The following is an 18,685-nucleotide window of genomic DNA, read 5'->3' on the forward strand; positions in this document are numbered from 1 at the left end:
GCGGGCACCGTGACCGGGCTACGGGCCGGGGTGGGCGAGAGCGTCACCGCCGGCGCCACCGTCTGCGACATCAAGGACACCTGACCACCCCCACCCCGACGGTCCCTCCAGCTGATCGGAAGATCCACAGACGTTCCGCCGGGGCGGGGAACCGCTGTTGACGGCACGTACGACAGGCGTGCGGGCGCACCACGACCGGCCTGATGACGATCTCGCTGCGACACGTGGCCCGGGAGGGGATACGGTCAAGCAGTAGGGAACTCTGACGTCCACTCATTCGTCTTTCAGGACGAAGGAGGCTTTCTGCCGTGATCACCACTAAATCCGCGCCAGGTCGTCTCGGTGTCGCGATCGTCGCGCTATTCGCCGGACTGCTGGCCATCTTCATGATCGCGCCGGCGGCCAACGCCGCGGCGCCCGACCCCAGCACGGTCTCCGCCGGGTTGAAGGACGGAGATCACACCTACATCGACCCCGCCGCGGGAGTGCCGGCCAACGCCGCCGACGCCATCAGCAGCGCCGCCGAGCAGACCTCCTCGGTCTACGTGGCGCTGCTGCCCCAGGGCTCGATCACCAGCCAGTCGCAGGCGAGGACCATGCTGACCTCGGTCCGCAAGGACATCGGCGGCAAGTCCACCGTCCTGCTGATGAGCGGAAAGACCCCGTTCGGCACCTCCAACATCAAGGGTGTCGACGTCGACGAGCTCCTGGGCCGGGCCAAGACCACCGCCAGCCCGACGGACAACGTGATCAACTTCGTCAAGCTGGCGGACGACGCGGCCACCGGCGCGGGCATCGGCTCCAGCTCCGGCTCCTCCTCCGGCGGCGGCTCCAGCGCCGGCGTGCTGGTCGGCATCCTGGTGCTGGCCCTGGCCGGCGGCGCGGGCATCTTCTTCTACTCCCGCAAGAAGAAGCAGCAGCGCGAGGCCCGCGAGGCCGCCGAGCTGGCCGCGGTCAAGCAGACCGTCGACGAGGACGTCACCAAGTTCGGTGAGGAGATCACCGACCTCGACACCGACGTCAAGCTGCTCGGCGACGGCGCCGCGCACCAGCAGGACTGGCAGCGCGCGCTCGACTCCTACGAGCGGGCCAAGGTGGAGCTCACGGCGGTCAAGCGCCCCGACGAGCTGCGCAACGTGACCACCGCGCTGGAGGAGGGCCGCTACGCCCTCGCCTGCGTGAAGGCCCGCGTCAACCACCAGCCGCTCCCCGAGCGGCGCTCGCCCTGCTTCTTCAACCCGCAGCACGGCCCCTCGGTCCGTGACGTCCGCTGGGCGCCCCCCGGCGGCGCGGTGCGCGACGTGCCCGCCTGCGCGGGCGACGCGGAGGCGATCGAGCGCGGCTTCGAGCCGCAGACGCGCGAGGTCATGGTCAACGGCCAGCGCCGCCCCTACTACGACGCGGGCCCGGCCTACCAGCCCTACGCCTACGGCTACTACGGCGGCTTCGGCGACGTCATGACCGGCATGCTCGTCGGCACCATGCTCGGCAGCATGATGGGCGGCGGCTGGGGCATGGGCGGCTACGGCGCCGGCTACGCGGACGGCGCGGCCGAAAGCGGAGGTGACTTCGGCGGCGGCGGCGACTTCGGCGGCGGCGGCTGGGGTGACTTCGGCGGCGGCGGCGACTTCGGCGGCGGTGACTTCGGCGGCGGCGACTGGTAGTCACCGCTGACAGCCGAGACGGGCGCGTCCCCCAGGGGGCGCGCCCGTCGTCACGTCAGGCGCCGCTCAGGGCCCGCCGCGCGGACACCTGCATGCCCCGCCAGGTTGCCCGTCGCGCGGACCGGGTCCCGGCCCTCCCCGCTTCAAGGACCGTCTCGGAGGGACGGGCCGGCCACCGCCGCGCGGACCGGGCACCGGCACGCCTCCGCTCAGGTGCTGTCGCGGACGGTCAGCCGGGGCTCCAGCAGCGTGCCGTCGGGTACGGCGCGGCCCGCGAGCTTGTCCATCAGCAGCCGCACCGCTTGGCGGCCGACCTCCTCGGCCGGGATCAGCACCGAGGTGAGCGCCGGGCCGGAGCGCTCGGCGATGTCGTCGGGGCAGATCGCCACCACCGCGATCTCCCCGGGCACCCGCCTGCCGTACTGGCGCAGCGCGCCGCTGTCGAAGCGCTTCGACAATCGGTCCAGGGAAACTCCGTCCGTTACACGCGTGTTCCGAACGGAGCTTCCCTGAAAGGCGCACGCCTGTGAGGCTCAGGTCAAGAGACGCGCGGCAAACGGCCCGAGTCCACCGAGTCGAGCACCCGCGCGGCGCCGCCCAGCGCCGCCGCGCCGTAGCCCAGCGTCGAGGCCACGACCTGGCAGCCCCCGGCGTCCGGCGCGATCGTGCGCCCACGCGTCTCGGCCTCCACCGCGGGCAGCAGCCAGGGCGCCGGGGAGGGCGAGCACCCACCCGAGGTCTCAGCCCTCCCGGCGGGCGGCCCGCTCCCTGGCCAGCTCCTCCTGGAGCTCCCTGACCTGGTGCTGCAGCTCGAAGATACGGCGGACGGCGGCGAGGGTCATGCCCTCGCCGACGAGCTGGATGGCGTTCTGGAGGTCCCCGATCTCGTGACGGGTGTAGCGGCGCTGGCCGCCGCTGGAACGGGCGGGCCGTACCACGTCGTGCTCGTCGAGACGGCGCAGGAACGCCTGTTCGACATGGAGCATGTCGGCCACCTGGCCGACCGAGTAGAGCGGGGCGTGTTCGTCGTCGAAGGGGAGCCTGACCATCATCACTCTTTCCGCGGTGGCGTGAACGCCGCAGGGTGGGCGCCGGGACCCGGCACCCACCCTGTCGAGGTTCGCTGTTCAGATCATGGGCGTTCAGGCCTTGATCGACTTGACCTCGTCGGCCTTGTGGATCTCGACCTTGCGAGGCTTCGCCCTCTCGATCACCGGGATGCGCACGGCCAGGACACCGTTGGAGTAGGCGGCGTCGACCTTCTCGCTGTCGAGGTGCTCGGAGAGGTAGACCCGGCGGGTGAAGGTGCCCATCGGGCGCTCGCGCACGAACAGCCGGTCGTCCTGCCCGTGCTCCTCCTCGCGGCGGGCGCTCACGGAGAGCACGCCGCGGTCGACGGTCACCTCGATGGAGTCGGGGTCGATGCCGGGCAGGTCGAACTTGAGAAGAACGTCATCCTTGCGGCGGACGCCGTCCAGCGGCATGGCCCCGCGCGTGTCGCTCTCGCCCCATCCGAGCGCCTGCCGCGCGAGCCGGTCGAACTGACGGTCGAACTCCTGGACGAACGGGTCGATCGACGTCAGCAGCATCGGTAACCACCTCCATTGGACCAGGCAGGTATCCTCAAGCCTGCCTTCTCGAAAAGCTCTTACTGAAGTTATAAGTTACCGACAGCGGTGAGCGCAAGTACCTTCCGCGAAAATCCGCGTCGGGCCGCTGACGTGGCCGGTGCGGTCGTCGCCCTCGCTGCCGGCGACGGCGGCGGTGCGCTCCTTGACGCCGTCGAACGGGCGATCCGGCAGGGCAGCTTCCCGAATACCAGTCGGCGTAGAGGGTCTTGGCCGACGGCCCACCACGGCGACCTTCCGCCCCGGGCTGAGCGGGCGTTCTTGAGCAGCGGGGCCGCTTCGGCCGCCGCGCGACGGGCCGGCCTCTGGTGCCCAGGACTGTTGACCACGGCCTTTGTGATCTTTCCGTACGGCCCGTCCCCCACGGCCTCGCCCGGCTCTGCGGGGACCGGGACGAGCGCGCCGTGCCGGACGGACAGCGGGATCCGCTTCAGCGGCACGGAGACCGTGACGTACCGGCCGCCGGCCTTCAGACCTGGCTGACGGGCAGGCACGGCACGCCGGAGGCGCTGAACGACGCCCGCGCCCGCCTGCTGGGCCTGGAACCCGCCCCCGTGAAGCTCGTACGGCGGGGCGACCGGCTGTTCGCGATCGACCGCGGCGGCGGCCGGCGGGGCACCGCCGGACCGCGTCTGTCATCGGATGGTTACGCTGTGCACAAGGTGCAAGCGGATGTCTAGCGGGGTGCAATGATCCACTGACACGATCGGGACTGCTTTCCGAGGAGGCTCTCGTGCGTCGTTCCGTTCCTCTGGCACTCACTGTCGCGATCTTCGCGCTGTCAGGGACCCTGATCTCCCCGGCCCAGGCGGAGGCCGGGCCCTGCAGGCCCGGCCAGGGCCCCAACCTGCGCGGCAGGGATTTCACCAAGGGCGCCTCGCTCCCCTACAGCCTGCGCTGCGCGGACCTGACCAAGGCCAAGCTGAACGGCGTGGACCTCACCCAGAAGGACCTGACCGGGGCGATCCTGCGCGGCGCCGTCCTCAAGCAGGCCGATCTCACCCAGGCCACGCTGAAATACGCCGACCTGCGCGGCGCCGATCTCACCGAGGCCGACCTCGGCCAGATGCACGCCGACCACGCCGACCTGCGTGGCGCGATCATGGTCGACGCCGAGGCCGGGCAGGCGGAGTTCCCGCACGCCGACCTGACCGGGGTGGCGCTGACCCGGGCCGAGCTGACCCAGGTCGACTTCACCAACGCCAAGCTGATCGACGCCGACCTCAACGAGAGCACCCCGGGCCAGATCAAGGCGCGCAAGGCCGACTTCACCCGGGCCAAGCTCCACGAGGCCAAGATGGGCCAGGCCAACCTGCGCAACGCGACGTTCAAGGACGCCGACGTGAGCGAGGCCGTGTTCGTCCAGGCCGAGCTGGACGGGGCCGACTTCACCGGCGCGCTGGTGGAGGGGGCCTCCTTCATCCAGGCCGACGACGCGGACCTGACCGGCGCCAGGGGCACCCCGACGGGCATCAGCCTGCCGGTCGGCCCGATCTCCCCCGACACCGACCGCGCCCAGGACGACACGGCCGCGACGCCGGACACCGGGCGGACCGGGAGCGGTGTCCCGTCCGTCGGGCTCGTCATGGTGGTGGTCAGCGCCCTCGGCCTGGCCGTCACGGTGGTGATCTGGGGGATCAGCGCCCAGCGGCGGAGCAGGCGGGGCGCCCGGTTCGCGCTCCTGCTGCGCGGCGCCGAGGAGGACGTCACCCGGCTGGGCGAGGAGATCGACCAGCTCGACTACGAGTTCCAGGTCAGCGGGCGCGGCGCGGTCAGCGGCGAGCAGGACTGGCGGCACGCGCTGGACGCCTACGAGGCGGCCAAGAGGGCGCTGGCCGTGGCCCGGCGGGAGGAGGAGCTGCACTCCGTGGCGGCCGCCGTACAGGACGGCAGGAACGCCCTGGGACGGCTCCGGGTCAGATCCCGCTAGGGGTCGTCGGCTGCATCAGGCGGCGGGCCGCCTCGGTGATGGAGCCCGACAGCGCGGGATAGACCGCGAAGGTGTGGGCGAGCTGGTCCACGGTGAGCCGCTGCTGGACGGCCACCGAGACCGCCAGGATCAGCTCGGACGCGCCGGGGGCGACCACGACGCCACCGAGGATGATGCCGGTGTGCGGGCGGCAGAACAGCTTCACGAAGCCGTCGTTGAAGCCCTGCATCTTGGCGCGGGCGTTGGTGGCCAGCGGCAGCTTGACCACGTTGGCCTCGATCTCGCCGGCCTCGATCGCCTTCTGGGCGACGCCCACGGCGGCGATCTCGGGGTCGGTGAAGATGTTGGAGGCCACGGTGGCCAGGCGGAGCGGCTGCACGGCCTCGCCGAGCGCGTGCCAGACCGCGATCCGGCCCTGCATGGCGGCGACCGAGGCGAGCATCAGCACGCCGGTGCAGTCACCGGCCGCGTAGACGCCGGGCGCGGAGGTGCGCGAGACCTTGTCCACCTGGATGAAGCCGCCCCGGTCGAGGGTGACCCCGGCCTCCTGGAGGCCGATCCCGGCGGTGTTGGGGATCATGCCGACCGTCATCAGGCAGTGGGTGCCCTCGGCGGTCCTGCCGTCCTCCAGCGTGACGACCACGCCGTCGGCGGTGCGCTTGACCGACTCGGCCCGGGAGCGGCCCATGACGTTCATCCCGCGGCGGCGGTAGACCTCTTCGAGGACCTCGGCGGCGTCGGCGTCCTCGTTGGGCATCATCCGGTCGCGCGAGGACACGAGCGTGACCTCCGAGCCCAGGGAGCGGTAGGCGCCCGCGAACTCCGCGCCGGTGACACCGGAGCCGACCACGATGAGGTGCTCGGGCAGCTCCTCCAGGTCGTACATCTGACGCCAGGTGAGGATGCGCTCCCCGTCCGGCTCGGCGCTGGGCAGGATGCGCGGGGTCGCGCCGGTCGCCACGATGACCACGTCGGCCCGGATCGTCCGGTCACCGGCCCTGACCACCTGCGGGTCGACCAGCCGCCCGGCGCCCCGGACCACCTCGACCCCCTCGGCGGCCAGCCGCGCGGCGATGTCGGCGGACTGCGCCTGGGCCAGCTCCTTCACCCGCTTGTTCACCAGCGGCATGTCGGCGATGACGCCGCCGACGTCGCCGTCGGGACCGCCGGTGAAGTGCACGCCGAGCATGCTGGCGTCGAGCAGCGCCTGCTTGCGCACGGAGGTGGCGATCAGCGTCTTGGACGGCACGCAGTCCGTCAGCACGCAAGCCCCGCCGGGACCGTCCTGTTCGACCACGGTCACCTGTGCGCCAAGTTGCGCGGCCACCAGCGCCGCCTCGTATCCGCCAGGCCCGCCACCGATGATCACGATCCTCGTCACGTACCCCATTCTCCCGCATCCCCGGACCAACCATCCATTGGGTCCCCCTCCGGAACCGCGTGAACCCCTGCGGGCACAGAAGAAATCGACGGGACGCCGAGGCGGAGCGGGCGTCTGGCCGATCTTCGATTAATGTTGGATGCCGTGCCTGTCTACGCCGCCTACGGCAGCAACATGGACCCGAAGCAGATGGCCCAGCGGGCCCCGCACTCTCCCATGCGAGGGTCGGGCTGGCTTCAGGGCTGGCGCCTGACGTTCGGCGGGAACGACCTCGGCTGGGAGGGGGCGCTCGCCTCCATCGTCGAGGATCCCGACGAACAGGTCTTCGTCGTCCTCTATGACGTGCCCGAATGGGACGAGACCTCCCTCGACCAGTGGGAGGGCGCGGCCCGCGGCCTCTACCACAAGGTCAGGCTCCGCGTGCAGACCCTGGAGGGCGAGGTCGTCGCCTGGTTCTACGTGCTCGACGGCTACGAGGGCGGCCTGCCCTCCGCGCGCTACCTCGGCATCCTCGCCGAGGCGGCCGAGCACGCCGGCGCCCCCGACGACTACGTCAAGGACCTGCGCAGCCGTCCCTGCAAGTCTCTCGGGGGCTGACGGAGGCCGCCGGTCCCGGCGCGGGCGTCCCGGCGCCCGGCCGGGATGTCGCGCGGCCCGATCCGGGAAGAACGGCGAGTACGCTCTGCAACGTGAGCAATGACCCTTATGCACTCGCCGCCGGAGCCGCGACCGCGCTGAAGAGCGCTGTCGGAGTTGAGTCGTTCGACGTCGCGCTCGTGATGGGTTCGGGCTGGGTGCCGGCCGCCGACGCGATCGGCGAGACGATCGCCGAGATCCCGGTGACCGAGCTGCCCGGTTTCGCACCGCCCGCCGTGGCCGGCCACGCGGGCAGGATCCGCGCGGTGCGGACCGGGTCGGGCAAGACCGCACTGATCTTCCTGGGCCGCACCCACCTCTACGAGGGACGCGGCGTGGACCCGGTCGTGCACGGGGTGCGGACCGCGATCAAGGCCGGCGTCGGCACGGTCGTGCTGACCAACGCCGCCGGCGGCCTGCGCCCGGAGACCCAGGAGGTCGGCGAGGCGGTGCTGATCAGTGACCACATCAACCTGACCGGCGCCAACCCGATCACCGGGGCCACCTTCGTCGACCTCACCGAGGTCTACTCCCGGCGACTGCGCGACCTGGTCCGCGAGATCGAGCCGTCGATGGCCGAGGGCGTCTACGTGGCCTTCCGCGGCCCGACCTACGAGACGCCGGCCGAGGTCCGCATGTGCCGGATCCTCGGCGGCGACATGGTCGGCATGTCCACCGCGCTGGAGGCCGTCGCGGCCCGCGAGGGCGGCGCCGACGTGCTCGGCATCTCCCTGGTCACCAACCCGGGCGCCGGGCTGGTGGGCGAGCCGCTGAACCACGAGGAAGTGCTGGAGGTCGGCCGCGCCACCGCCGCACGCATGGGCGGCCTGCTGTCCAAGGTCGTCGACAAGCTGTAGGAGACAACCGCGCGGCCCGGCGGGCCGTGGCGGCGGCCGGTGACCGGCCGACGGACGGGCGGGCGACCGCCCGGAGCATGGGGTGACGATGAGCAGCGATCTCGTACGGCTTGCGCAGTCCTGGCTGGCCCAGGACCCGGACCCGGAGACCCGGGCCGAGCTCACCGCGCTGCTGGAGGACGGCGACGCGGGCGCGTTGCGCGAGCGGTTCGGGACCAAGCTGGAGTTCGGCACCGCCGGGCTCCGCGGCGAGCTGGGCGCGGGCCCCAACCGGATGAACCGGGTCACCGTCATGCGCGCCGCCGCCGGTCTCGCCCGGGTCCTCGGCCCCGGGCGGCACGTGGTGATCGGCTACGACGCCCGGCACAACTCCGACGTCTTCGCCCACGACACCGCCGCCGTGCTCACCGGCGCCGGGCTGCGCGCCTCGGTCCTGCCCCGGCCGCTGCCCACCCCGGTGCTGGCCTTCGCCGTCCGCCACCTCGGCGCCGACGCGGGCGTGACCGTCACCGCCAGCCACAACCCGCCCCGGGACAACGGCTACAAGGTCTACTGGGGCGACGGCTCCCAGATCGTGCCGCCGGTCGACGCGGAGATCTCCGCCGCCATCGACGCCGTCGGCCCGGTCTCCGGCCTGCCCCTCGGCTCCCCCGCCGACCCCGCCTGGACCACGCTGGGCGACGACGTCGTGGCCGCCTACCTGGAGGCGGTGACCGCGCTCCCGCTCGGCGACGCCCGTGACCTGCGGGTGGCCTACACACCGCTGCACGGCGTGGGCGGCGCCACGCTGACCGGGGCCTTCCGGGCGGCGGGCTTCGACGTCCCGGCGACCGTCGGGGCACAGGCCGCCCCCGATCCGGACTTCCCCACCGTCGCCTTCCCCAACCCGGAGGAGCCGGGTGCGATGGACCTCGCGCTGGAGCTCGCCCGGAGCACCGGCGCGGACATCGTGCTGGCCAACGACCCCGACGCGGACCGCTGCGCGGTGGGCGTGCCCCTGCCGGACGGCGGCTACCGGATGCTGACCGGCGACGAGGTGGGCGCCCTCCTCGGCGAGCACGTGATCAGGCAGACCTCCGGCGACGGGCGCCTGGTGGCCACCACCATCGTCTCCTCCTCCCTGCTCGGCAAGATCGCCTCCGCGTACGGCGTGCGCTACGCCGAGACCCTCACCGGCTTCAAGTGGATCATGAAGGCCGGAGACGGGCTGGTCTTCGGCTACGAGGAGGCCCTGGGATACAGCGTCGGCTCCGGGTCGGGCCTGCCCGTCCACGACAAGGACGGCATCGGCGCGGCGCTGACCGTCGCCGGCCTGGCCGCCCAGGCCAAGCTCGACGGCCGCACCCTGCTCGACCTCCTCGACGACCAGGCGCGCCGGCACGGCCTGCACGCCACCGCACAGCTCTCGGTCCGGGTGGAGGACCTGTCACTGATCACCGACGCGATGGCCCGTCTGCGCGCCACCCCGCCGGCCGAGCTCGGGGGCCGCGCGGTCGAGTCGGCCGACGACCTGAGCGAGGGCTCCGCGGGCCTGCCGCCCACCGACGGCCTGCGCTACCGCCTGTCCGGCGGCGCCCGCGTCGTCGTCCGCCCGTCGGGCACCGAGCCCAAGCTCAAGTGCTATCTGGAGGTCGTCGTCCCCGTCACGGGGGAGGTCGCCGACGCCCGGGCGCGGGCCGTACGGGACCTCGACGCGCTGAAGGCCGGCCTCTCCGGCGTCCTCGGCCTGTAGCTCCCCGGTTCCCTAGTTAGTCCCCTGGTCCCCGCCGGAGCGGTCCCCTGGTCGCCGGAGTCCCGGCGGGGGCGGCCGCCACGCGCCGCCGGGCGCGTCACTGCTTGATGTTCTTGCGGAGCGCGGCGTAGTAGATCGCCACCGCCATGCCGCCCACCAGAGCCATCGCCCGGACAGCCGTCCCTCCGGCGCCGAAAACGGCGGCCAGCACCATCACGGCGGCGAAGACCATGGGGACGGCAAGGTCGAGGGTCCTGCGATTCACGATTCTCCCTTTCGACGTAACCGCGCGGCTCCGTCAAACTCTCCGTTTCGACGGAACCGTGCGGTCCGTCGGGCGGACGCGATCTTCCCATAATCCGCCCGAAACTACACATCTCACCACTGATGGAGCACACCGCGGCCGCTCATGGACGGCTCAGGCCCTCGCGGCGGGCGCGGACCCGGCGGCGTCCGGCGTTCAGCGCGGCAGCGCCGGACCGCCCCGGTAGCCGAGCATGGCGTCGTAGAGGTCGGTCCGGCGGTCCCTGAGCAGGTCGTTGAGCTCGTTCCACACCGGCGCGCTACGCGCGGAGACCAGGTCGACATCGGCGAACAGGATGTCCTCCCGCTCGTGGCCGGCGACCGCGCCGAGCGGCCGGCCGCCCGTCCCGACGATCATCGAGCAGCCGATGAACTCCGTTCCCCGCTCGGTGCCCACGCGGTTGGCGGCGGCGACGAACACGTTGTTGACATGGGCGGCGGTCATCGTCAGGTAGTTGGCCATGCACCTGCCGGACTCGTCGAAGCGCGGCTGCGAGGTCGACACCCAGTTGTTGATGCTGCAGAGGATGTCGGCGCCCTGCTGGGCCAGGAGCCTGGGCACCTCGGGGAACCAGTTGTCCCAGCAGATCAGCAGCCCGATGCGGCCGATCGGCGTCTCGAACACCGGGTATCCCTCGTCGCCCGGGGTGAACCACAGCTTCTCCCGGTGCCACAGATGCGTCTTGCGGTAGCGGCCGATGTAACCGTCCGGCCCGACCAGGACGGCGGTGTCGTACAGGCGCGCGCCCTCACGCTCCACCAGGCCCGCGACGACGTACACCTCGCGCTCACGGGCGAAGGACTCCCAGGCCGCCACGGTCTCGCCGTCGGGGACCCGCTCGGCGTGCGCGTAGACCTCGGCGCGGGTCTCGAACGAATACCCGGTGGTCGCCAGCTCGGGCAGCACCACCAGGTCCGCCCCGCCGTCGGCGGCCTGGGTCGCCGACCGCAGGGCACGGGCCATGTTGTCCTTGCGGCTGTCCACCCCGACCCGCGGATCGAGCTGGACCACGGCGACACGGACGGGACTCACCGGCCGGGGGGCGGTCCTCTCTTCGGTCCGGTGGCTGTGGTCTTCGGTCATCTGTGCCTCTTCTCCGTCCCGCCCGCGGGGTCAAGCGCAGATCTGGAGCGTGAACCCGGACGTCTGGGCTGTGGTCTGGGCATCCTGCGGCGTAGGACACCTCCCGTCAAGGTCCGGGACACGCCCCGACGGGAAAGGCGGACACCTCGTGGCCGGCAAGGCGAGATCGGCAACGCCGCAGTCGATCGCGGATCAGCTCGGACTGCACGTCTCCACCGTCTCCACCGTGTCCCACGTCCCCTCGACCCCGGAGCCCCGCCGGGCCGGTCAGGAGACGACTGCGGCCACACCGGTCCGGTCAGGAGGCGACGGCGGCCACGACCACCAGGGCGACCGCGGCCAGCAGGGCGCCCAGGGCGGCCGGAGCCCAGGTGACCTTCATCCGCCCGGCCCCGGTCGCCGGCTCACCGGCCGGCCCTGCGGGTCCGGTGGCACCGCCGGCCTCCGCGGCCTGTCGTCCGGCGGATCCGGCGGTCGCCCGCCTGGCGGCCTCGGCGCGCTCGGTGATCTGCTCGGCCACCCAGTCGGCGTGGGTCTTGCCCGCCAGCGCCTCGGCCGCGGCCTGCTCCCCCTTCGAGCGCGCCGGCTCGGTCCGGTAGCGGCCACCGGTGCCGGCGGGGTTGCTGCGCCGTACGGCCGCCGCCCGCTCGCGGGCCGAGGTCTGCGGCGTCCAGCAGCGGACGCTCCCGTCGCCGGATGTGATCTTGATCGCGTGGGAGACCGTGACCTCCTCCACCCCCTCCCACGGAACGAAGGTGTTCCTGAGCGGGTTGCGGACCAGCACGCCGTCCTCGGCCAGGACGACCGCCGGGCGCAGGCAGGTGATGAAGACCAGCGCGGTCAGCACCCCCAGCACCGCGGCGGCGACCAGCGAGGACGGCCCGCTGTAGCGGACGGTCAGGTCCACCGCGTTGCCCGCGGCGAACGCCATCCAGATCCAGCCGAGGATCAGCGCGGCCCTCGACCGGAACACCTGCTTCATCGAGTTCGCTCCACTCGTGCCGGCCCGCTCACGCCTGCCACTTGAGCCGCGCGAATCCGGGCTTGATGACGCCGTTGATGAGGGCCAGCCGCTCGTCGAACGGCAGGAACGCCGACTTCATGGCGTTGATCGTGAACCACTGCAGGTCGTCCCAGCCGTAGCCGAACGCCTCGGCCAGCTTGGCGAACTCCTCGGAGACGGAGGTGCCGCTCATCAGCCGGTTGTCGGTGTTGACCGTGACCCGGAAGTTCAGCCGGCGGAGCAGGCCGATCGGGTGCTCGGCGATGGAGGTCGCGGCGCCGGTCTGCAGATTGGAGGTCGGGCACATCTCCAGCGGGATCCGCTTGTCGCGGACGTAGGCCGCCAGCCGGCCGAGCTTGGCCTCGCCGTCGCCGGTCACCGCGATGTCGTCGATGATCCGGACCCCGTGGCCGAGCCGGTCGGCGCCGCACCACTGGATCGCCTGCCAGATCGACGGCAGGCCGAACGCCTCACCGGCGTGGATGGTGAAGTGGGCGTTCTCGCGCTGGAGGTATTCGAAGGCGTCGAGGTGCCGGGTGGGAGGGTAGCCCGCCTCGGCGCCGGCGATGTCGAAGCCCACCACGCCGACGTCGCGGTAGCGGACCGCGAGCTCGGCGATCTCCATGGACCTGGCCTGGTGGCGCATCGCGGTGAGCAGCGTGCCCACCCGGATGCCGCGCCCCTGCGAACCGGCCCGGAAACCCTCCTGCACGGCCTCGATCACCTCTTCGAGGCTGAGGCCCGCGGAGGTGTGCTGCTCGGGCGCGTAGCGCACCTCGGCGTAGACCACGCCGTCGTCGGCCAGGTCCTCGGCGCACTCGGCGGCGACCCGGACGAGCGACTCTCGTGTCTGCATGACGCCGACCGTGTGATCGAAGGTCTCGAGATAGCGCTCCAGCGAGCCGGAGTCGGACGCTTCCCGGAACCAGGCCCGCAGGCCGTCGACGTCGGTCGAGGGAAGTCTGTCGTAGCCCGTCTCGCGGGCCAGTTCGACGATGGTCCCAGGCCGCAGGCCACCGTCGAGGTGATCGTGGAGCAACACCTTGGGGGCCCGGCGGATCTCCTCAAGAGCGGGTAGCTGACTCATCTCATCACCTTACCGTCGGGCCGCCGTATCACCGGGTGTACGGCCGGCGCTCTCGCGGGCGGTCGTGGCCGCGAGCCGGCCGGCGCCGCCTCACCCGGCGCCCGCGACCGCCGTGGCGGAGGAGGGCCGCCCGTGACCGCGGCGCGGACCGCGCGGCCGCCGCGCGTCATTCCTCGCGGTTGACGGACTCGGGGGAGAAAGCGGGCAGGCAGACGGCGACGTATTCGGCACCCTCGGGGCCGCAGCTGTAGCGGATCTTCTCGCCCGGCTCGCTCACGAACGCCTGCCCGGCGTTGACCTCGGTCGTGCCCTCCGCGTGCTCCACGACGACCGTGCCCTTGAGCACCAGCGTGTATTCGCCGAACTCCGGCGTCTGGGCCGGCTCGTCCCACCCGGCGGGGGCCCTCATGTGCGCGATCGAGATGCCGCTGTCACCGCTGTTGACCCTGCCGACGTATTCGTCGATCGTCTTGCCGCCCGGGACCGGGATCCGCGTCGCGCTGTCGATTTTGCGTACCATCGGACCAGTCTGTCATCGGTCTCGGCGGGCTCGCGCCCAGTGCGCTCGGGTTCAGTCGCCCGGGTTCAGTGCCTTGGGCTCCGTGGACTCGGGCTGAGTGCCTTGGGCTCCGTGGGCTCGGGCTGAGTGCCTCGGGCCCCGTGGGCTCGGGTTCAGTGGGCGACGTCGACGACCAGCCGGCTCGGGTTCTTGTGCTCCGTCACCCGGAAGGCCGCCCGGTGGTCCAGGACGATGCCCACCCCCACCACGGCCTCGAAGTCACCGGTCTTGGCCACCTGCCGCACGTTGCCCAGCCCGGCCTGGAAGATCGGCCCGCCTGCCCAGCTCGGGCTGCCCGAGCGGTTGTGCGCGCTGGCCGGGCTCAGCGACACCTGGAGGTAGGCGCCGCCCTTGACGTCGATCGGCTCGCCGGACCCGTCCTGGACGAGCTCGGGGACCCACCGCACGCTGTATCCCGGCACGTTCCCCTTCAGGTCGATCACCACGCGGTCGAATCCGCCGTGCCCGGCGAAGCGCACGCCGGTGACGGTCGGCGTCCCGTCGACGGCCCGCTTGACCTCGACCTCCTTGGTGCTCGTCGGAGGTTTCGGGGCCGCCCGCCCCGGGGTGGAGGACGAGGTTCCCGGCGACGACGTGGGCTGGGGCTGCGCGGCCGAGGACGCGGGGGCGGCCGAGGACGCGGAGGAGAGGTCCTCCGGTGCGACGGAGCCGCATCCGGCGGCGGACAGGACGAACGGGACAAGGGCGAGGACGAGGTGGGTGCGCTTCATGATGGCCTCCTGGGTCGTTAGATGCCCCGCGCCCGGGAGTGGTTCACCCGATGGCCGAGATCGACCGGATCCCGATCGCGGCAGCCGGATCCGGACCGCGGCGGCGTGCCGGGGCAGGGGTCAGGATCCGGCCGGGAGCCGGGAGGGCGGCACACGACGAGGCCGCCGCGGGACCCGGATCCCCGCGGCGGCCGGCCGTCGTGCCGCGCGGGGCCCGTGTCCCCCGTACGGCGCGCGAGTGTCGTCAGACCGTCTCCAGCACCTTCTCGTCCTCGACGGCGACGGCCGTACGGGGGCGGCGCAGGCCGGTGAGGGCGATCACCAGGCCGACCAGCCCGAGGATCCCGGAGACCGTGATCGCGGCGTGGAAGCCGTCGAGCGGGTCGGCGCTCGTGCTGGAGGTGAGCACCGCCGTCACGATGGCCAGCACGACCGCACCGCCGACCTGTCCCGAGGTGTTGAGCAGGCCCGAGGCCAGTCCCTGCTCGTCGTCCGCGACGCCGTTGGTGGCCTGGATGTTCAGCGACGGGAAGGACAGGGCGAAGGCGATGCCCAGCAGGACCATGCCGGGGATGATGAGCGTGGCCAGGCTGGGGCTGCCGTCCACCCGCAGGAAGAAGGCGTAGCCGGCGGCCAGTGCGGCCGAGCCGATCACGATCAGCCGGGCGGTGCCGAACCGGTCGGCCAGGCCGCCCATCTTGGTGGACGTCACGGCCACCAGCAGTCCGGCGGGCAGGAACGCCAGGGCGGTCTCCAGGGCCGACCAGTGCAGGAAGTTCTGGAAGTACTGCATGGCCACGAACTGGAAGCCGACGTAGGAGCCGAACAGGATCACCAGGCCGAGGTTGGCCCGGACGATCGGGCCCGAGCGCAGGATGCCGAGCCGGACCAGCGGGTGCTTGACCCGCTGCTCGGCCAGCACGAACACCGCCAGCAGGACCGCTGCGGCCACCAGGGTGGCGATCGTGCGGACCGAGCCCCAGCCCACTTCGGGGGCCTCGACCACGGCGAACACCAGCAGCAGCATCGAGGCGGTGATGGTCACCGCGCCGATGAGGTCGTAGCCGCCCTCGGCCCTCTCCTCGTGGTGCTTGGGCAGGAACCGCAGGGCCGCCGCCAGCGCGATGATCGCGACGGGGACCGGCATGAGGAAGGTCCAGCGCCAGCCGAGCTCGGTCAGGAATCCCGAGATGACCAGGCCCAGGGAGAAGCCGCTGGCGCCGGAGGCGGTGAAGATGCTGAGGGCCCTGTTGCGGGCCGGGCCCTCGGCGAAGGTGGTGGTGATGATGGACAGCGCGGCGGGGGCGGTGAACGCGGCGCTGATCCCCTTGATGAAGCGGGCGGCGATCAGCAGCGTGCCGTCGCTGACCAGACCGCCGAGCAGAGAGGCCACGGCGAAGACCGCCAGTGCGGCCAGGAAGACCCTGCGCCGCCCGAGCAGGTCGGCGGTGCGGCCCCCGAGCAGGAGCAGACCGCCGTATCCGAGCACGTAGCCACTGACCACCCACTGCAGGGAGGAGGTGGACAGGCCGAGGTCGGCCTGGATGGACGGCAGGGCGACGCCCACCATCGAGACGTCGAGTGCGTCGAGGAAGACGACAGCGCAGAGCACTGTGAGCGCGGCCCAGAGGCGCGCGTCCCAGCGCCCGTCGTGGGAGGGGTTCATGGGGGGCAACAATACATGCAGATGCATTTAATGCAACCGAATTTAATTCACGTGCATTTAATGCCTGTACATGGTAAGATCCGCGGCATGAGCGAGGAGTACGCGGTCCGCGCATGGCGAGAGGTGCTGGCCAAGCACGCCGCGACCGCCTGCGCACTGGAACGCGAGCTCTCCGAGAGACACCAGCTCGGCATGAGCGAGTTCGAGGTCCTGGAGCGGATGGTCGAGGGCGGCCAGGAGAAATACCGGGTTCAGGAGGTGGCCGACGCGGTCCACCTGAGCCAGAGCGCGTGCTCACGGCTGATCGCCCGCCTGGAGAAGTCAGGGCTGGTGCGCCGGGGGATGTGCGAGGCCGACCGGCGGGGCGTCTTCGTCCTCATCACCGACGAGGGCCGCGCCCGTCACGCGGCGGCGCTGCTCACCCACCGCGCCGTGCTGACGGACATCTTCACCTCCGGGCAGCCCGACCGGCCCTCGTGCTCCAGCCCCGCCGAAGCGCGGGCCTGAGCGGCCCGGCCGGTCCACACGGCACGGACGGCACACACCACGGCCCGCGCGGCCCAGGCCGGACCACCGGACGGCGCGCAACCGGCCCAGAGTCGACCCGCACCGGACATCCAGCCGGTCCAGGCCGGACCCGCACCGGGAGCCCGGCCCTGAGCGGCCCGGGCCGGCTCGGAAGAGGAGCGGCGGACCGGCGCGGGGCGGCGCTCAGGCGGTGACGCGGTCGATGACCAGCGGGAGCAGGCCGGGGTCTGCGGTCTCGCCGACCGCGTAGGCGCCCTCCAGCGCGGCGAGCGCCCGCTCGAAGCGGGACGTCTCGTCGGCGTGCAGGGTCATCAGCGGCTGCCCCTGACGGACCAGGTCACCCGGCCTGGCGTGCAGCATGATGCCCGCGCCGAAGGACACCGGGTCCTCCTTGCGCTCCCGGCCCGCGCCGAGCCGCCAGGCGGCCAGGCCCACGCCGTACGCGTCGAGCCTGGTCAGCACGCCGGACGAGGGCGCGGTGACCTCCAGCGTCTCGGCGGCCCTGGGCAGCAGGGCGTCCGGGTCGCCGCCCTGGGCACCGATCATCCGGCGCCAGACGTCCATCGCCGAACCGTCCTTCAGCGCCTGCTCCGGGTCCTTGCCCCCGGACAGGCCGGCGGCCTGCAGCATCTCCCGCGCCAGCCGCACCGTCAGCTCGACCACGTCGGCCGGCCCGCCGCCGGCGAGCACCTCGACCGACTCGGTGACCTCCAGGGCGTTGCCCACGGCCCGCCCCAGCGGCCGGTCCATGGCGGTCAGCAGCGCGACGGTGTTGACCCCGGCGTCGGTGCCCAGCTCGACCATGGTCGTGGCCAGCTCGCGGGCCTGGTCGACAGTCTTCATGAAGGCGCCGGAGCCGACCTTGACATCCAGCACCAGCGCCCCGGTGCCCTCCGCGATCTTCTTCGACATGATCGAGGAGGCGATCAGCGGGATCGACTCGACGGTGCCGGTGACGTCGCGCAGCGCGTAGAGCTTCTTGTCGGCCGGGGCCAGCCCGTCGCCGGCCGCGCAGATGACCGCGCCGGCCTTGCCCAGCACGTCGAGCATCCCCTCGTTGGACAGGGACGCCCGCCAGCCCGGGATCGACTCCAGCTTGTCGAGGGTGCCGCCGGTGTGGCCCAGCCCCCGGCCGGACAGCTGGGGCACGTAGCCGCCGCACGCGGCGACCAGCGGGGCCAGCGGCAGCGTGATCTTGTCACCGACGCCGCCGGTGGAGTGCTTGTCGGTGGTCCGGCCGGGCAGCGCCGACCAGTCCATCCGGGACCCGGACCGGATCATGGCCTGGGTCCACTCGGCGATCTCCCGCCGGGTCATGCCGTTGAGCAGGATCGCCATCGCGAGGGCGGACATCTGCTCGTCGGCGACGGCCCCCCTGGTGTAGGCGTCGATCACCCAGTCGATCTGCTCGGCCGACAGCTCCCGGCCGTCCCGCTTGGTGACGATGACGTCGATCGCGTCCATGATCAGGCCCCCCGGCTCAGGTCATCGGGTCCGAAGGCGTACGGCAGGATCTCCGCCATCGGCTTGGGCCCGTCCACGGTCTCCACCAGCAGCGTGTCGCCGCCGAACTCGTACAGCAGCTGACGGCACCGCCCGCACGGCATGAGCAGCTCCTCGTGCCCGTCCACGCAGGTGAAGGCGGTCAGCCGGCCGCCACCGGTGGCCTGGAGCGCCGACACCAGCCCGCACTCCGCGCACAGCCCGACGCCGTAGGAGGCGTTCTCCACGTTGCAGCCGGACACGATCCGCCCGTCGTCCACCAGCGCGGCGGCGCCCACCGGGAACTTGGAGTAGGGGGGACGTGCGTGAGGCGCTCGCGCGGGCCGTTCGGCCAGAAGGCGCAGGGCCAGATGTTGTTCTTGAGGGGGCCGAAGAGGGGGTGGCGCGTACGGC

The 18,685-nt window shown here is 72.2% G+C and carries 21 protein-coding genes; 7 read left to right on the forward strand and 14 right to left on the reverse strand.

All coding sequences use genetic code 11. The features are described from left to right. The first annotated feature begins 308 nt into the window (after positions 1–308). On the forward strand, positions 309–1,664 hold the full coding sequence (locus ACWDS7_RS34535) for a hypothetical protein (RefSeq protein WP_451932670.1): 1,356 nt from the start codon (positions 309–311) through the stop codon (positions 1,662–1,664). 209 nt (positions 1,665–1,873) lie between these two features. Here the strand turns inward: ACWDS7_RS34535 and ACWDS7_RS34540 are convergent, their stop codons facing one another. From ACWDS7_RS34540 to ACWDS7_RS34555, 4 genes are all read right to left on the reverse strand, one after another. Continuing rightward, positions 1,874–2,122 (reverse strand): substrate-binding domain-containing protein, encoded by a 249-nt coding sequence (locus ACWDS7_RS34540; protein ID WP_451932671.1) that lies wholly within the window; start codon positions 2,120–2,122, stop codon positions 1,874–1,876. Between the two features lie 80 nt (positions 2,123–2,202). Continuing rightward, positions 2,203–2,355, reverse strand: a complete 153-nt coding sequence (locus ACWDS7_RS34545; RefSeq protein WP_306859271.1) for a hypothetical protein — start codon at positions 2,353–2,355, stop codon at positions 2,203–2,205. A 49-nt stretch (positions 2,356–2,404) separates the two neighbouring features. Continuing rightward, positions 2,405–2,716, reverse strand: coding sequence for a MerR family transcriptional regulator (locus tag ACWDS7_RS34550; RefSeq protein WP_306859273.1), 312 nt, complete (start codon positions 2,714–2,716; stop codon positions 2,405–2,407). Positions 2,717–2,806: 90 nt separating this feature from the next. Further along, complete coding sequence (locus ACWDS7_RS34555; protein WP_306859275.1) at positions 2,807–3,253, reverse strand: Hsp20/alpha crystallin family protein; 447 nt, start codon at positions 3,251–3,253, stop codon at positions 2,807–2,809. 443 nt (positions 3,254–3,696) lie between these two features. Between ACWDS7_RS34555 and ACWDS7_RS34560 the strand changes: the two genes are divergently transcribed. Both ACWDS7_RS34560 and ACWDS7_RS34565 read left to right on the forward strand, forming a co-directional pair. Then, entirely contained in the window at positions 3,697–3,972 is a 276-nt protein-coding gene (locus ACWDS7_RS34560) for a hypothetical protein (protein WP_451932672.1), read from the forward strand. Between the two features lie 53 nt (positions 3,973–4,025). Then, positions 4,026–5,222, forward strand: a complete 1,197-nt coding sequence (locus ACWDS7_RS34565) for a pentapeptide repeat-containing protein (RefSeq protein WP_451932673.1) — start codon at positions 4,026–4,028, stop codon at positions 5,220–5,222. Here the strand turns inward: ACWDS7_RS34565 and ACWDS7_RS34570 are convergent. Further along, the gene (locus ACWDS7_RS34570; protein ID WP_306859281.1) at positions 5,209–6,603 is read right to left on the reverse strand and encodes an NAD(P)H-quinone dehydrogenase; all 1,395 of its coding nucleotides are present in this window, start codon (positions 6,601–6,603) and stop codon (positions 5,209–5,211) included. The genes ACWDS7_RS34565 and ACWDS7_RS34570 overlap by 14 nt on opposite strands. Positions 6,604–6,735: 132 nt before the next feature. On the opposite strand from ACWDS7_RS34570, the gene ACWDS7_RS34575 reads away from it, so the two are divergent. From ACWDS7_RS34575 to ACWDS7_RS34585, 3 genes are all read left to right on the forward strand, one after another. Next, a complete protein-coding gene (locus ACWDS7_RS34575) occupies positions 6,736–7,200 on the forward strand; it encodes a gamma-glutamylcyclotransferase (protein WP_442480486.1) in 465 nt (154 codons plus the stop codon). A gap of 92 nt (positions 7,201–7,292) precedes the next feature. Next, positions 7,293–8,096 (forward strand): purine-nucleoside phosphorylase, encoded by an 804-nt coding sequence (locus tag ACWDS7_RS34580; RefSeq protein ID WP_451932674.1) that lies wholly within the window; start codon positions 7,293–7,295, stop codon positions 8,094–8,096. Between the two features lie 88 nt (positions 8,097–8,184). Next, entirely contained in the window at positions 8,185–9,828 is a 1,644-nt protein-coding gene (locus ACWDS7_RS34585; protein WP_451932675.1) for a phospho-sugar mutase, read from the forward strand. Positions 9,829–9,925: 97 nt separating this feature from the next. Here ACWDS7_RS34585 and ACWDS7_RS34590 read toward each other — a convergent pair whose 3' ends face one another. The 7 genes from ACWDS7_RS34590 to ACWDS7_RS34620 form a co-directional block, all read right to left on the reverse strand. Further along, positions 9,926–10,093, reverse strand: a complete 168-nt coding sequence (locus ACWDS7_RS34590) for a hypothetical protein (RefSeq protein WP_451932676.1) — start codon at positions 10,091–10,093, stop codon at positions 9,926–9,928. Between the two features lie 195 nt (positions 10,094–10,288). Continuing rightward, the gene (locus tag ACWDS7_RS34595; protein ID WP_451932677.1) at positions 10,289–11,215 is read right to left on the reverse strand and encodes a nitrilase family protein; all 927 of its coding nucleotides are present in this window, start codon (positions 11,213–11,215) and stop codon (positions 10,289–10,291) included. Between the two features lie 298 nt (positions 11,216–11,513). Next, complete coding sequence (locus tag ACWDS7_RS34600; RefSeq protein WP_451932678.1) at positions 11,514–12,197, reverse strand: PH domain-containing protein; 684 nt, start codon at positions 12,195–12,197, stop codon at positions 11,514–11,516. A gap of 28 nt (positions 12,198–12,225) precedes the next feature. Next, on the reverse strand, positions 12,226–13,305 hold the full coding sequence (locus ACWDS7_RS34605; protein WP_451932679.1) for an adenosine deaminase: 1,080 nt from the start codon (positions 13,303–13,305) through the stop codon (positions 12,226–12,228). Between the two features lie 166 nt (positions 13,306–13,471). Further along, positions 13,472–13,825, reverse strand: a complete 354-nt coding sequence (locus ACWDS7_RS34610; protein WP_306859296.1) for a cupin domain-containing protein — start codon at positions 13,823–13,825, stop codon at positions 13,472–13,474. Positions 13,826–13,977: 152 nt separating this feature from the next. Further along, positions 13,978–14,595, reverse strand: coding sequence for an AMIN-like domain-containing (lipo)protein (locus ACWDS7_RS34615; protein ID WP_451932680.1), 618 nt, complete (start codon positions 14,593–14,595; stop codon positions 13,978–13,980). Between the two features lie 244 nt (positions 14,596–14,839). Beyond that, complete coding sequence (locus tag ACWDS7_RS34620) at positions 14,840–16,261, reverse strand: MFS transporter (protein ID WP_451932681.1); 1,422 nt, start codon at positions 16,259–16,261, stop codon at positions 14,840–14,842. 87 nt (positions 16,262–16,348) lie between these two features. Here ACWDS7_RS34620 and ACWDS7_RS34625 point away from each other — a divergent pair, with 87 nt between their 5' ends. Further along, positions 16,349–16,768, forward strand: a complete 420-nt coding sequence (locus ACWDS7_RS34625; protein ID WP_306859302.1) for a MarR family winged helix-turn-helix transcriptional regulator — start codon at positions 16,349–16,351, stop codon at positions 16,766–16,768. Positions 16,769–16,972: 204 nt separating this feature from the next. Here ACWDS7_RS34625 and ACWDS7_RS34630 read toward each other — a convergent pair whose 3' ends face one another. Further along, positions 16,973–18,253, reverse strand: coding sequence for a thymidine phosphorylase (locus tag ACWDS7_RS34630; RefSeq protein WP_451932682.1), 1,281 nt, complete (start codon positions 18,251–18,253; stop codon positions 16,973–16,975). A gap of 2 nt (positions 18,254–18,255) precedes the next feature. Continuing rightward, complete coding sequence (locus ACWDS7_RS34635) at positions 18,256–18,642, reverse strand: cytidine deaminase (protein ID WP_451932683.1); 387 nt, start codon at positions 18,640–18,642, stop codon at positions 18,256–18,258. Between the last annotated feature and the right edge of the window lie 43 nt (positions 18,643–18,685).

Source organism: Streptosporangium sp. NPDC003464, from assembly GCF_053588315.1.